Below are 13,277 nucleotides of genomic sequence, written 5' to 3'. Positions count from 1 at the left end.
GCCATGACGAGCGAGATCAACGGACTGCCGCCGAAGTTCGCGATGCTCGGCCTCACCTTCGACGACGTGCTGCTCCTCCCCGCGGAGTCCGACGTCGTGCCGAGTGCGGTCGACACGAGCACGCAGCTCTCGCGCCGCGTGCGGATCCGGGTTCCCCTGGTGTCGTCCCCGATGGACACCGTGACCGAGGCGCGGATGGCGATCGCCATGGCCCGCGCCGGCGGCCTCGGGGTGCTGCACCGCAACCTCTCGGCCGAGGAGCAGGCCTCCCAGGTCGAGGTGGTCAAGCGGTCCGAGGCCGGCATGGTGACCGACCCGGTGACCTGCTCGCCCGACGCGACCCTCGCCGAGGTCGACGCGCTGTGCGGCAAGTACCGCATCTCCGGCCTGCCGGTCACCGACTCCGAGGGCAAGCTCGTCGGGATCATCACGAACCGGGACATGCGCTTCGAGGTCGACTTCCAGCGCCCGGTCCACGAGGTGATGACGAAGGCCCCGCTGATCACCGCGCGGGTCGGCGTCACCGCGGAGGCCGCGCTGGGCCTGCTGCGCCGGCACAAGCTCGAGAAGCTCCCGATCATCGACGGCGACGGCGTGCTCCGCGGCCTGATCACGATCAAGGACTTCAACAAGACCGAGAAGTACCCCCTCGCGACCAAGGACCCGGACGGGCGGCTGGTCGTCGGTGCCGCGGTGGGCGTCGGCGAGGACGCGTACGCCCGGGCCATGGGCCTGGTCGACGCCGGGGTGGACGTGCTGATGGTCGACACCGCGCACGGGCACTCCCGGCGCGTGCTGGAGACCGTCGCGAAGCTGCGGGCCGAGGTCGGCGAGTCGGTCGACGTCGTCGGCGGCAACGTGGCCACCTACGCCGGCGCCCAGGCGCTGGTCGAGGCCGGGGCGGACGCGGTGAAGGTCGGCGTGGGGCCCGGCTCCATCTGCACCACCCGCGTGGTCGCCGGCGTCGGCGCCCCGCAGATCACCGCGGTGTACGAGGCCTCGCGAGCCTGCGCGCCCGCCGGCGTCCCGGTGATCGCCGACGGCGGCATCCAGTACTCCGGCGACATCTCCAAGGCCATCGCGGCCGGCGCGTCGACCGTGATGCTGGGCAGCCTGCTGGCCGGTACCGGGGAGTCCCCGGGCGAGCTGATCTTCGTCGGCGGCAAGCAGTTCAAGACCTACCGCGGCATGGGCTCGCTCGGCGCCATGCAGTCGCGCGGCACCGCCAAGTCCTACTCCAAGGACCGCTACGCGCAGGACGACGTGCTCAGCGAGGACAAGCTGGTCCCCGAGGGCATCGAGGGGCGGATCCCGTTCCGCGGCCCGCTGCAGTCCGTGGTGCACCAGCTCGTCGGCGGCCTGCGGTCCGGAATGGGCTACGCCGGCGCGCAGACGATCCCCGAGCTCCAGCAGGCCCAGCTCGTCCGGATCACGGCGGCCGGGCTCAAGGAGAGCCACCCGCACGACATCACCATGACGGTGGAGGCACCGAACTACGCCGCCCGCTGACGCCGCGCCCCGCTCGTCTACGCTGGTCACCCGTGCGTGACCTCGTGGAGATCGGGATGGGCCGGGAGGCCCGTCGTGCCTACGACCTGAACCAGGTCGAGATCGTTCCGTCGCGGCGGACGCGGAGCTCGCAGGAGGTCTCGACCGCCTGGCAGCTCGACGCCTACCGGTTCGAGATCCCGCTCGTCACGCACCCGACGGACGCGGTGGTCTCGCCGGCCACCGCGGTCGCGATCGGCAAGCTCGGCGGCCTGTCGGTGCTCAACGCCGAGGGCCTGTGGTCCCGGCACGCCGACGCGCAGGGTGCCATCGCCCGCGTGGTCGAGGCGGCCGACTCGGACGACCCGAGCGCCGCGGTCCGGGCGCTGCAGGAGCTGCACGCGGCCCCGATCCAGGACGACCTGCTCGCCGAGGCGCTGCGGACCGTCCGGGACGCGGGCGTCACGGTCGCAGCCCGGGTCAGCCCGCAGCGGGCCCGCGAGCTCACCCCGGCCCTGCTCGCCGGCGGCGTCGAGATCCTGGTCGTGCAGGGCACGATCATCTCCGCCGAGCACGTGAGCAAGGGCGAGCCGCTCAACCTCAAGGACTTCATCAACTCGCTCGACGTGCCGGTGGTCGCCGGCGGCGTGGGCGACTACCGCACCGCGATGCACCTGATGCGCACCGGCGCGGCCGGCGTGATCGTCGGCTACGGCGAGTCCAGCGCCACGACCACGGACGAGGTGCTGGGCATCGGCGTCCCGATGGCGACGGCGCTGGTCGACGCGGCCGCGGCCCGCCGGGACTACCTCGACGAGACCGGCGGCCGGTACGTCCACGTGATCGCCGACGGCGGCATCAACGGCTCCGGCGACGTCGCCAAGGCCATCGCCTGCGGGGCGGACGCGGTGATGCTCGGCGAGCAGCTCGCCGACTCCGCCGACGCCCCCGCCGACGGTCTCTACTGGACCTCGGCCGCCGCGCATCCGTCGCTGCCGCGCTCGGACGTCACGGGGTTCGCCCCGTCCGACCGCACGCTGGAGCAGGTCCTCTTCGGTCCGTCGTCCACGCCGTACGGCACCGTGGACATCTTCGGCGCGCTGCGCCGGGCCATGGCGAAGACGGGCTACTCGGACCTCAAGGAGTTCCAGCGCGTGGGGCTGACCGTCCGGGCCTGAGTCGGCGGGTCAGTCCTCGGCCAGCCGCGCGGCGAGATAGTCGCGCAACGCCACGGCGTTGTTGTGGTCCCGGTCCCGGGCGCCGTAGAGCAGGGTCAGGGTGCCGGACCGCGCGGCGTCGAGCAGGGGCCGCCAGGCCTGTGGCCGGGCGTCGAGCTCGGCGAAGTAGCGGCGGCGGAACTCCTCCCAGCGCTCCGGGTCGTGGCCGAACCACTTCCTGAGCTCGGGGCTGGGGGCGACGTCCTTCGCCCACTCGTCCAGCTCGAGGTCGTCGCGGCGGACCCCGCGCGGCCACACCCGGTCGACCAGGACGGACCGGCTCCCCGGATGCGGCTCGTGGTCGTACACCCGGGAGACACGGATGGTGCTCCCGGTCACGAGGCGATGCCCGCCTCGACGGCCACCCGGGTCGCCTCGGCCCGGTTCCGCACGCCCAGCTTCGTGTAGATGTTGCTGACGTGCCGGTTGGCCGTGCGCTCGCTGATGAACAGCGCGCGGGCGAGCTCCATGTTGGTCATCCCCTCGGCGAGGAGGGAGAGGACCTCCTGCTCGCGCGGGGTGAGCTCGAGGACGGCGGGCCGCGGGGCCTCGGGCGGACCGGGCCGCTGCTCGTCGAGGACGTGCCGGGCGATCCGGCCGTCGAGGCCGGCGGCGCCGGAGTCCAGCACGGCGAGGCGGTGCGGGAGCCCGCCCACCTCCGCCGGGTCGCGGACCGGCCGTCCGAGCACTCGGCCCAGCTCGGCCAGGGCGTCGCGCGGGGTCGGCTCCACGGCCCGACCCTGCAGCTCCACCCAGGGCCGCCCGAGCCGGGTCAGGGTGCCCCGGACCAGGGCGGTCTTCCCGATGCCGCCGGGGCCGTGCACGAACCCGACCGCCGGACCCGCGGGATCGAGCCAGGACGCCAGGACCCGCTGCTCCTCCGCCCGGCCGACGAGCTCGGCGGCGCGGGACGCCGCGAGACGGTCCGCGACCAGCGGAGGAGCCTCGTCACCCGGCACGTCCGGAAGCCTAGGACCGGCCGCGTCGGGGCGAACGGGTCGAACGGACCGGGTTCAGCGCGCGACCGCCACCAGGTCGGGCGCGGTGACGGCCCTCGGCGCGGCCAGGACGTCGAACTCCCGGACGGTGATCCCGGTCAGGGCCGGGCTGTCCGTCATCGCCGCCGGATGGCTCCGCGCCGCCCTGCCCGCCGACCGCGGCGGCTTCGGCCTGGACGTGGCCGCGCTCGCGGCGGAGCAGCGCCGCATGGCGCGCTTCTCCCCGGCCACGGCCCTCTCCACCTGCATGCACCCGGACAGGTGCTGTCAGGGATCGGTCGTACGGTCCCGGCATGACCACTTCCTGGCAGGAGTTCGAGAAGGTCGCGCCGCGGATCGCCGAGATCTTCCGCCGGCGGCACGCCGCGACCGGCAACCTGTGCTTCCTGGGGACGCTGCGGCCGGACGGCTACCCGCGCATCTGCCCGATGGAGCCGCGCTTCTTCGAGGACCGGCTCTGGATCAGCGGGATGCCGGACACCGCGAAGTTCCGCGACCTCGACCGGGACCCGCGCTTCACCCTGCACACCGCGACCGTCGACACCCACGTGTCCGACGGCGACGCGAAGGTGTGGGGCACGGTCGAGAACGTGCAGGACCCGGAGCTGCACGCCCGCTTCGCCGACGACCTGTACGCGCAGACCGGCTTCGACCTGCGCGGCCGGACCTTCGACCGCTTCCTCGGCGCCCGGCTCGTCGGGGCGTCGGCGGTCGAGGTGGGCGGCGGGCACCTCGACATCACCATGTGGCGGGAGGGCGGCGTCGAGACGGTGGTCCGGAAGCACTGACGGCTGCTCCGGGCGACCCATCCCGTCGAGCGTGGCCCATCCGCCGTGGCGTCGCGGCACACCCGAGGAGTCCGCCGCACCGGCCGTCGAGGGGGGTGTGCCGCGCCGGGACGGGTGTGCGGCCCCCTCCCGGCGCAGCCGGTGCGGTCAGATGGTGGCCTTGCGGATGGCGCGGATCCCGACGGCCAGCCCCACGAGCGCGGTGACGATGGCGGCGACGAAGCCCCAGAGCACGGTCGTGTCGGCGATACCGCCCGCGAAGAGGACCCGCTCGGCGTCGACGACGTAGGTGAGCGGGTTGAACCTCGACACCACCTGCATCCAGCCCGGCCCGGTCTCGAGCGGCAGCATCATCCCGGACAGGATGAGCAGCGGGAACAGCAGCGACTGCTGCACCGCCCAGAAGATCCACTCCGTCTTGCGGGCGGCGATCGCCAGCGCGTAGGACAGCGCCCCGATCCCCACACCGAACACGCCGAGCAGGACCAGGCCCACCACCACGTGCAGCGGGTACAGCACGAAGCCGAACGGGATCGCCACGAGCGTGATCACCGCGGCCTGCACCACCAGCGGGGTGAGCTCCTTGAGCGCCCGCCCGATCATCAGCGAGGAGCGGGACAGCGGCGTGGCGAGGATCCGCTCGAACGCCCCGGTCATGATCTCGAACTGCAGGTTGGCGCCGGTCATCGACGTGCCGAACATCGTGATCATCACGACGACGCCGGGCAGGAACCACTGCAGCGACGATCCGCCGAACGCCGCCGCCCCGCCCGCCACCCCGGCGAGCAGGGGACCGAACAGGCCGAGGAACACCAGCGGTTGGAGCAGGGAGAAGATCAGCGAGAACGGGTCGCGGACGATGGTGAGCGTCTCCCGCCACCACACGTGTCCGACGTCCGTGAGCATCCCGGTGCGCGGGGGAGCAGGCAGGGAGATCGCGACCATCAGGACTCTCCTTCGCGCAGGCTGCGGCCGGTGAGGTTGAGGAAGACGTCGTCGAGCGTGGGCTGGTGGGCGGACGCGGCGATCACGTCCACCCCGGCGGCCCGCAACCGTTCGAGCACCCCGGGCATGGCGTGCGACGCGGCCTCCACCCGGACGGAGAGGGCGAGGCCGTCGGCGTCGGGCTTCTCGGCCGGCTCGCTGCCCTCGGTGGCCAGCAGGGCCCGCGCGCCGGCGGCCTGCTCGGGCCGGACGACGACGGTCAGCCGGTCGCCCGCCTGCTTGCGCTTGAGCGCGTCGGCGGTGTCGTCGGCGATGATCCGCCCGTGGTCGATGATCACGACCCGCTCGGCCATCGCGTCGGCCTCGTCGAGGTAGTGGGTGGTCAGCACGATCGTGGATCCGCGCTCCTCGCGGATCCGCAGGATGTGCTCCCACAGGTTCGCCCGGTTCTGCGGGTCCATGCCGGTGGACGGCTCGTCGAGGAACAGCAGCCGCGGGCCGTGGATCAACCCGAGCGCGATGTCGAGCCGCCGCTTCTGCCCGCCCGAGAGCGAGCTGACCTTGCGCATCCGCAGGGCCGTGAGGTCGAGCGTCCCGAGCAGGGACTCCGCGGCGGCCTTCGCCTCGGCCTTCCCCATCCCGTAGAACCGGCCCTGCATGAGGAGCTCGTCCCAGACGCGGTAGTTGTGCCCGGCGCCGTCCTTCTGGCCGATGTAGCCGATCCGGCGGCGGACCTCGGCGGGGTGCTCCGTGACGTCGACGCCCGCGACCCGGGCGGTGCCGGAGGTGGGCGGGAGCAGGCTGGTGAGCATCCGCAGCGTGGTCGACTTGCCGGCGCCGTTGGGGCCGAGGAACGCGACGAGCTCGCCCTCGGCCACGTCCAGGTCGATCCCGCGCACCGCCTCGACCGTCTCCTTGCCCACCCGGAAGGTGCGGGTGAGCGACTCCGTGTGGATCATCAGTTCCCCTCGTCCACAAATCTCCGTACGGCGTACTACGTGCCGATCGGATACCATACACCGTACGGAGTGATGGCCGGAAGGGATTTTCGCAACGTGGACGAACCGGACACCGAGTACGGCACGCCGGAGGGGCGCGCCATGATCCGGTTGCTCTGGGACCCACCCCCGCCGCCCAGCCGCGGGCCGAAGCAGCGGCTCACGCTCGAGCAGGTCGTGGCAGGCGCGATGGAGGTCGCTGGGGCCCACGGCGTCGACGAGCTGTCCATGCGCAAGGTCGCCCAGCACCTCGGCGTCGGCGCGATGAGCCTCTACACCTACGTCCCGGGCAAGGACGAGCTGTTCGAGCTCATGATCGACCGCGCCTGGGCGGACCGCCGGCTCCCGGACCGCGCGCTGCCGTGGCGGGCGCAGGTGGAGTTCCACGCGCACGAGGCCTGGCGGATGTACCAGGAGCACCCGTGGCTGATCCGCTCCAACCTCTGGCGGATGCCGCTGGGCCCGCACGTGCTCGACGCGCAGGAGGACCTCTACCGGGCGGTCGCGCTCACCGGATTGCCGGAGGCCACGATCAGCCGGGTCGCGAACCTCGTCGAGTCACACGTCTTCGGCGCGGCCCGCGCCGCCGTCACGGACACCAGCGTCTCGGCCCGCACCGGCGTGACCCAGGACGACTACTACGAGTCCCGGTCGGGCTTCTGGGGCACCTACTACACGCCCGAGCGCTTCCCGACCATGACCCGGATCTGGGAGAAGGGCGGGTTCGACGAGGAGTACTCCGACGACACCTGGGAGTTCGGCCTGGGCCTGCTGCTCGACGGCGTGGAGCGGCTGGCGGGTCACGCCGGGACGTAGGTGGGCCGCGCAATGACGAGGTCGTGCACGAACCGCAGCTTGTCCAGCACGGTGGCGGCGAGCACGAAGGGGTAGAGGTCGGCGTGGCCCATCGAGCGGTTCACGGCGTTGAGCGCGTAGGTCAGCGGGAGCCAGGCGGCGACGATCGCGTCGAAGTCCTTCTCGGACTCGGCCGGCTCGGAGGTGAGGTCCTCACGGGCGTCGAGGGGCCCCTGCACGCTGATCCCGAAGGCCGCCGCGGTCTGCGACGTGTCGCGGATGTGCAGGTAGTGGGCGAAGGTCTCCGCCCAGTCCTCCCACGGGTGCGCCGTGGCGTAGGAGCTGACGTACCGGTCCTCCCACCCCTCGGGCGCCGCGGACGAGTAGTGCCGCTGGAGGGCGTCGGCGTAGGACTCGCGCTCGTCGCCGAACAGCGCGCGGAACTCCTCGTTCCGCCCGGGCCGGTCGACGAGCACCTCCCAGTACCAGTGCCCGGTCTCGTGCCGCAGGTGCCCGAGCAGGGTGCGGTAGGGCTCGGCGAGCTGCACGCGCATCCGCTCGCGGTACCCGGCGTCCCCCTCCGCCAGGTCGAGGGTGACGACGCCGCTCGCGTGCCCGGTCGTCACCGGCTCGTGCGCGCTGGAGAGCAGGTCGAAGGCCAGCCCGCCGCGTGGGTCCTCGTTCCGCCCGACGACGGGCAGCGCGAGGTCGTCGAGCTGGTAGAGCAGCCGCCGCTTGGCCTGCTCGGTGAGGGCGAAGGCGGCCAGGCCGTCGGTGTCGTCGTCGGCGGGGCGGGTGCGGGTGAGGGCGCAGCAGTCGCACAGGGCGCCGGGCCGATCGGCGAACCAGTTGCAGGTGGCGGTCCGGCGGTTCGCGCACCGGTGCCGGCCGTCCGCACGCACGATCGCCTGCTCCTCCCGGGAGAACCCGATCTCCGTGCCGCAGGTGAGGCACACGGAGTTCTCGAAGAACACCAGGGCGGAGCAGTGGGGGCAGGCGAAGGCGCGCACGGGCCTCGTTACCCGGTCCCGGCCGGCACCACACGCTCGAGATCGACCGCCACCGCCATCGTGCTGCGCGCCGAGTCCGCGAAGATCACGCCCTTGAGCGGGGGCACGTCGCCGTAGTCGCGGCCGTGCGCGAGCACGACGTACGAGTCGTCGACGACCCGGTCGTTGGTCGGATCGAGGTCGAGCCAGCCGTCGCCGGTCCAGACCGAGAACCAGGCGTGCGAGGCGTCGACACCGCGCAGCTTCGGCTTCCCGGGCGGCGGGCGGGTCTCGAGGTAGCCGCTGACGTAGCGGGCGGGCAGGCCGCGGGTGCGCAGCGCGGCCACCGCGAGGTGCGCGAAGTCCTGGCAGACCCCCTCACCACCGGTGAGCAGGTCGGACACGGTGGAGCGGACGGTCGTCGAGCCGGTGACGTAGGCGAAGTCCTCGTGGATACGGCGGCACAGGTCGGCGGCGGCCTCCCCGAGCGGGCGCCCGGGCGGGAAGGAGGGCGCGGCGTAGCCGGCGACCTCCGGCCGGGCCGGGAGCCGGGGCGACGGCAGGGCGAAGGGCCGGGCGTCGAGGTCCTTCCGGTCCCGGACCTCCTCCCAGGCACGCAGGGCGGGCGGCAGCACGGTGCGGTCGACCGTCACCGTGCTCTCCGCCAGCACGGCGAGCGCCCGGTGCGGGGTGCGGACGCAGAAGTAGGTGGAGCGGTTGCCGAAGGCGTCGACGTGCTCGCGCAGCTCGTCCGGCGCCGGGTCGACGGCCACCCGGGCCTCGCTGCACCGCTGGTCGGGCTGGGCGCGGGGGAGCACGTGCGCCCGGCCGAAGCTGGTGGTGACCTCGCCGGAGTACTCGTACGCCGTGCGGTGCGTGACGCGGTACGTGGTCACGGGGCCGCCAGCAGCAGGTCGTAGGGGTGCGGGCTGCGCTGCGGCGCGAAGTGCGCGGCGGCGACGTCCTCGGCCAGCCGGTCGAGGTCCGCGCCGAGCCCGGTGAGCAGCGCGCGCAGGGCCGGGCGGGTGCCGTCGGCGGTGTCCCGGACGGCGAGCGCGGCCGGGTCGGCTCCGGCGAGGCGGGCGACGGCGGCGTCGAACGAGGCGGGGACGGCGCCGGGCAGGTGCGCGAGGTCGTCGGCGAGCCGGTCGAGCTGGTGGGCGACGGCCCGCGGGTTGTCCCGGTCGGCGAGCAGCAGGTCGAGCAGCGGGGCGATGCCGGGTCGCCCCGCGTTGCGCCGGCGGTGGGTGATCACGCTCTCCGCCACGATCGTCACGGACTCGACCAGCAGCCGGTCGGCCGGGCCGCGCGGGGCGTCGCAGAGCGTCGCTGCCAGCAGCGCGACGACGTGCTGGGCCCGCTCCACCCGCCGGCCCGCGTCGAGCAGCCGCCAGCCGTCGTCGCGGACCAGGCTCTCCGCGGTGATGCCGGCCAGCGCGAGCAGGCCTTCGAGGACCCGGTTGAGCGCCTCGGACACGTTCCCGGTGTCCGGCTCGGGAGCGGCGGCGAGGCGCTGCAGCACGGTGTCGAGCCGGCCGAGCACGAGCCAGGTGTCGGTGGAGAGCTGCTCGCGCACCGCTTGGGCGGCCCGGGTGAGCCTGTGTACGGCGAAGCCGAGGGTGCCGGGGCGGTTCCGGTCGTAGAGCAGGGAGTGGAGCTCCGCGCCCGGGTCCTCGTCGGCCGGCAGCCCGGCGAAGCCCGGCGTGGTGCGGGTGATCTCGGAGGTCGCCGCGAGCAGGGCCCGCAGCGCACCGGCGCCCGCGGGCTCGGGGGAGGTCCGGAAGTCCGCCCACCGGTCCGTGACGGCGCGCAGCAGCCGCGCGGTGTCCTCGGCCCGCTCCGCGTACCGCCCGAGCCAGAACAGGTCCTCCGCCACCCGCGGCGAGACGCCGGTGGGTGCCGTGGCCGCGACGGCCTCGTCCAGGGCCCCGCGGGCCGCCCGCTCGGGCCGCTCGCCGACGACCCACACGTCCTTGGCCAGCGTGGCCGCGCCCTCGAGCGGGGGCTCGGTGCCGGCCGGGACCGCGCCCAGCCCGCCGTCGAGCACCTCCCAGCCCTCCCCGGAGGCGACGGCGAAGGTCCGCAGCGTGACGGCCCGCGGCTCGGCCCCGGCGTCCGTCACGACCGGCGCGGTGGACAGCACGACCTCCCGCTGGGCCGCCCACGCGTGCGGCTCGGCCTCGATCCGGGCCAGCAGCGCGGCCCGCGCGGCAGGGTCGAGGTCGACGCCACGGATGGGCGCACGGCCCCGCGCGACGGGCGTGAGGACCAGCTCGCCGAGGTGCGCCCGGACGTGCGCGAGCGAGACCGGGTCGCCGCACCACCAGGTCGGCACGCTGGGCAGCAGCAGGTCCTCGCCCAGGAGCGCCCGGCACAACGCGGGCAGGAAGGGCAGCAGCCCGGGGTTCTCCGCCACACCCGCGCCCAGGCCGTTGAGCACGGTGACGGTGCCGAGCCGCGCGGCCTCGAGCAGGCCGGGGACGCCGAGCCGCGAGTCCGGACGCAGGTCGAGGGGATCGCACCAGTCCGCGTCGAGCCGGCGGAGCACGACGTCGACCGGGTCGAGCCGGCCGAGGGAGTGCTGCCAGAGCCGGCCGTCGCGCACGGTCAGCTCGGAGCCGAGCACAAGCGGGAGCCCGAGCAACGACGACAGCAGCGCCTGCTCGTAGGCCGTCTCGGAGTCGGGGCCGGGGTGCAGCAGCACGATCCGCCGGTCGTCCCGGCCGGCCTGCAGGCCCGCCCGGACGGCCTCGAAGAAGGGGCCCAGCCTGCGGATCCGCGACCGCCGGTGCAGGGCGGACAGCACGCGCGCGACCACCCGCCGGTTCGCCATGGCGTAGCCCGCGCCCGACGGCGCCTGGACCCGGTCGCCGAGCACCGTCCACCCCTCGGGCGACCGGCCGAGGTCCACCCCGGACAGGAACAGCTCGCGGCGCGGCGGCGCCCCGGCCGGGCGGCGCCAGCCGTGCAGGTAGCCGGGGTGGCCGTCGACGACCTCGACCGGCAGGAGCCCGCGGGTGATCGTGGCGCGGGGGCCGTAGAGGTCGGCCAGCAGCCGGTCGAGCAGCTCGGCCCGCTGCGCGACCCCGCGTTCGAGGCCCGCCCACTCCGCGCCGTCGAGCACCAGCGGGAGCGGGTCGAGCTCCCAGAGCTGCTCGGACTCGGCGCCGGGTGGGTGGTAGGCCACGCCGTCGTCGGCGAGCAGGCGCAGGGTGTCGGCGCGGCGCGCCCGCAGCCCGGCGGGACCGGCGCCGTCGAGGACCCCGGCGAGCCCGGCCCACGGCGCCCGGACGGTTCCGGCGGCGTCGCGCATCTCGTCGTACGGAACGGGACTCATGGGCGGGGCCCGCGGCGCCGGGCGGGCACGGGTCGGCCGCCCGGTTCGCCGTTCACGGCCCCAGCCTTCCACAGTGCCCCGGCGCCCCGGCCGGTCGCGGGCGCCGGACCGGGTGACGCACGTCGCCGATTACCCTGGACGCCGTGGAGAACCCCACCGTCCTCGTCGTCGACTACGGCGCCCAGTACGCCCAGCTGATCGCCCGCCGCGTGCGCGAGGCGCAGGTGTACTCCGAGATCGTCCCGGCGGAGATGACGGTCGAGGAGATCGTCGCGCGCCGCCCCGCCGCCGTCGTGCTGTCCGGCGGCCCGTCCAGCGTCTACGCGGAGGGCGCGCCGAGGCTCGACGGGCGGCTGTTCGAGGCCGGCATCCCGGTCTTCGGCATGTGCTACGGCTTCCAGGCCATGGCGCAGGCGCTCGGCGGCGAGGTCGCGCCGGACGGGACCCGCGAGTACGGCCGCACCGAGGTGCACGTCGCGCCCGAGGCAGGGGTGCTCCACGACGGGCTGCCGAGCAGCCACCCCGTCTGGATGAGCCACGGCGACTCGGTCACCCGCGCGCCGGAGGGCTTCACGGTCACCGCGTCGACCGACCGGGTCGCGGTCGCGGGCTTCGAGAACCGGGACCGGCGGCTGGCCGGCGTGCAGTACCACCCCGAGGTCGGGCACTCCCCGCACGGCCAGGAGGTGCTGCGCCGCTTCCTCCACGAGATCGCCGGCATCACCCCGACCTGGAACACCGCGTCGATCATCGACGAGACCGTCGAGGCGATCCGCGCCCAGATCGGCGACGGCCGGGCGATCTGCGGGCTCTCCGGCGGCGTCGACTCCGCCGTGGCCGCCGCGCTGGTGCAGCGCGCGATCGGCGACCGACTGACCTGCGTGTTCGTCGACCACGGGCTGCTGCGGGCCGGCGAGCGGGAGCAGGTGGAGAAGGACTTCGTCGCCGCGACCGGTGCGAACCTGCACACCGTCGACGCGCGGGAGCGGTTCCTCGACGCCCTCGCCGGGGTCACCGACCCCGAGGAGAAACGGAAGATCATCGGCCGGGAGTTCATCCGGGTCTTCGAGGCCGCGACCTCCGAGGTGGCGGCGGAGGAGCACGTCGGGTTCCTCGTGCAGGGCACCCTGTACCCGGACGTCGTCGAGTCCGGCGGCGGCTCCGGCACGGCCACCATCAAGAGCCACCACAACGTGGGCGGCCTGCCGGACGACATCGAGTTCGCGCTGGTCGAGCCGCTGCGGGCGCTGTTCAAGGACGAGGTCCGCGCGGTCGGCGCCCAGCTGGGGCTGCCCGAGGTGATCGTGCAGCGCCAGCCGTTCCCCGGCCCCGGGCTGGGCATCCGGATCATCGGGGCGGTCGACGCCGAGCGGCTCGAGACGCTGCGCCAGGCGGATGCGATCGCCCGCGAGGAGCTCACCGTCGCCGGCCTGGACCGGTCGATCTGGCAGTGCCCGGTCGTCCTGCTGGCCGACGTCCGGTCGGTCGGGGTGCAGGGCGACGGCCGCACCTACGGCCATCCGATCGTCCTGCGGCCGGTCAGCTCCGAGGACGCCATGACCGCGGACTGGACCCGGCTGCCCTACGAGGTCCTCGAGCGGATCTCCACGCGGATCACCAACGAGGTCGCCGAGGTCAACCGGGTCGTCCTGGACGTCACGAGCAAGCCGCCGGGCACCATCGAGTGGGAGTGAGCGAACGGCGCTCTCGCTCGGTAGGTCT

At 74.2% G+C, this 13,277-nt stretch carries 13 protein-coding genes; 5 read left to right on the top strand and 8 right to left on the bottom strand.

Features of this window, described 5'->3' with window-relative positions:
- Positions 1-3 precede the first annotated feature (3 nt).
- Both guaB and ACQP04_RS31915 read left to right on the top strand, forming a co-directional pair.
- A complete protein-coding gene (gene guaB, locus ACQP04_RS31920) occupies positions 4-1,509 on the top strand; it encodes an IMP dehydrogenase (RefSeq protein ID WP_433504206.1) in 1,506 nt (501 codons plus the stop codon).
- Positions 1,510-1,541: 32 nt separating this feature from the next.
- On the top strand, positions 1,542-2,666 hold the full coding sequence (locus ACQP04_RS31915; protein WP_433504205.1) for a GuaB3 family IMP dehydrogenase-related protein: 1,125 nt from the start codon (positions 1,542-1,544) through the stop codon (positions 2,664-2,666).
- Between the two features lie 9 nt (positions 2,667-2,675).
- Here the strand turns inward: ACQP04_RS31915 and ACQP04_RS31910 are convergent, their stop codons facing one another.
- From ACQP04_RS31910 to ACQP04_RS31900, 3 genes are read right to left on the bottom strand one after another with little or no spacing between them, the layout of a single operon-like run.
- Positions 2,676-3,044, bottom strand: coding sequence for a DUF488 domain-containing protein (locus ACQP04_RS31910; RefSeq protein ID WP_433504204.1), 369 nt, complete (start codon positions 3,042-3,044; stop codon positions 2,676-2,678).
- Positions 3,041-3,664, bottom strand: a complete 624-nt coding sequence (locus ACQP04_RS31905) for a LuxR C-terminal-related transcriptional regulator (protein ID WP_433504203.1) — start codon at positions 3,662-3,664, stop codon at positions 3,041-3,043. The genes ACQP04_RS31910 and ACQP04_RS31905 overlap by 4 nt, the downstream gene beginning before the upstream one ends.
- 54 nt (positions 3,665-3,718) lie before the next feature.
- Complete coding sequence (locus ACQP04_RS31900) at positions 3,719-3,934, bottom strand: hypothetical protein (protein WP_433504202.1); 216 nt, start codon at positions 3,932-3,934, stop codon at positions 3,719-3,721.
- A 62-nt stretch (positions 3,935-3,996) separates the two neighbouring features.
- Between ACQP04_RS31900 and ACQP04_RS31895 the strand changes: the two genes are divergently transcribed.
- Positions 3,997-4,491 (top strand): pyridoxamine 5'-phosphate oxidase family protein, encoded by a 495-nt coding sequence (locus ACQP04_RS31895; protein ID WP_433504201.1) that lies wholly within the window; start codon positions 3,997-3,999, stop codon positions 4,489-4,491.
- Positions 4,492-4,638: 147 nt separating this feature from the next.
- On the opposite strand, the gene ACQP04_RS31890 is transcribed toward ACQP04_RS31895, so the two are convergent.
- Both ACQP04_RS31890 and ACQP04_RS31885 read right to left on the bottom strand, forming a co-directional pair.
- Entirely contained in the window at positions 4,639-5,436 is a 798-nt protein-coding gene (locus tag ACQP04_RS31890) for an ABC transporter permease (protein ID WP_433504200.1), read from the bottom strand.
- On the bottom strand, positions 5,436-6,395 hold the full coding sequence (locus tag ACQP04_RS31885; RefSeq protein ID WP_433504199.1) for an ATP-binding cassette domain-containing protein: 960 nt from the start codon (positions 6,393-6,395) through the stop codon (positions 5,436-5,438). Before ACQP04_RS31885 ends, ACQP04_RS31890 begins: the two co-directional genes overlap by 1 nt.
- A gap of 96 nt (positions 6,396-6,491) precedes the next feature.
- Here ACQP04_RS31885 and ACQP04_RS31880 point away from each other — a divergent pair, with 96 nt between their 5' ends.
- The gene (locus ACQP04_RS31880; protein ID WP_433504198.1) at positions 6,492-7,250 is read left to right on the top strand and encodes a TetR/AcrR family transcriptional regulator; all 759 of its coding nucleotides are present in this window, start codon (positions 6,492-6,494) and stop codon (positions 7,248-7,250) included.
- Here ACQP04_RS31880 and ACQP04_RS31875 read toward each other — a convergent pair.
- From ACQP04_RS31875 to ACQP04_RS31865, 3 genes are read right to left on the bottom strand one after another with little or no spacing between them, the layout of a single operon-like run.
- Complete coding sequence (locus ACQP04_RS31875; protein WP_433504197.1) at positions 7,235-8,239, bottom strand: zinc-binding metallopeptidase family protein; 1,005 nt, start codon at positions 8,237-8,239, stop codon at positions 7,235-7,237. The two genes, ACQP04_RS31880 and ACQP04_RS31875, sit on opposite strands and share 16 nt — an antisense overlap.
- 8 nt (positions 8,240-8,247) lie before the next feature.
- Entirely contained in the window at positions 8,248-9,114 is an 867-nt protein-coding gene (locus ACQP04_RS31870; RefSeq protein ID WP_433504196.1) for a transglutaminase family protein, read from the bottom strand.
- Entirely contained in the window at positions 9,111-11,555 is a 2,445-nt protein-coding gene (locus ACQP04_RS31865; RefSeq protein ID WP_433504195.1) for a circularly permuted type 2 ATP-grasp protein, read from the bottom strand. Before ACQP04_RS31865 ends, ACQP04_RS31870 begins: the two co-directional genes overlap by 4 nt.
- Before the next feature lie 143 nt (positions 11,556-11,698).
- Between ACQP04_RS31865 and guaA the strand changes: the two genes are divergently transcribed.
- Positions 11,699-13,249, top strand: coding sequence for a glutamine-hydrolyzing GMP synthase (gene guaA / locus ACQP04_RS31860; RefSeq protein ID WP_433504194.1), 1,551 nt, complete (start codon positions 11,699-11,701; stop codon positions 13,247-13,249).
- Positions 13,250-13,277 lie beyond the last annotated feature (28 nt).

Source organism: Pseudonocardia halophobica, from assembly GCF_050948485.1.
GTDB lineage: Bacteria > Actinomycetota > Actinomycetes > Mycobacteriales > Pseudonocardiaceae > Pseudonocardia > Pseudonocardia halophobica.
The sequence above is the reverse complement of the archived record's forward strand: the minus strand, read 5'-3'. Positions and strand labels throughout refer to the sequence as shown.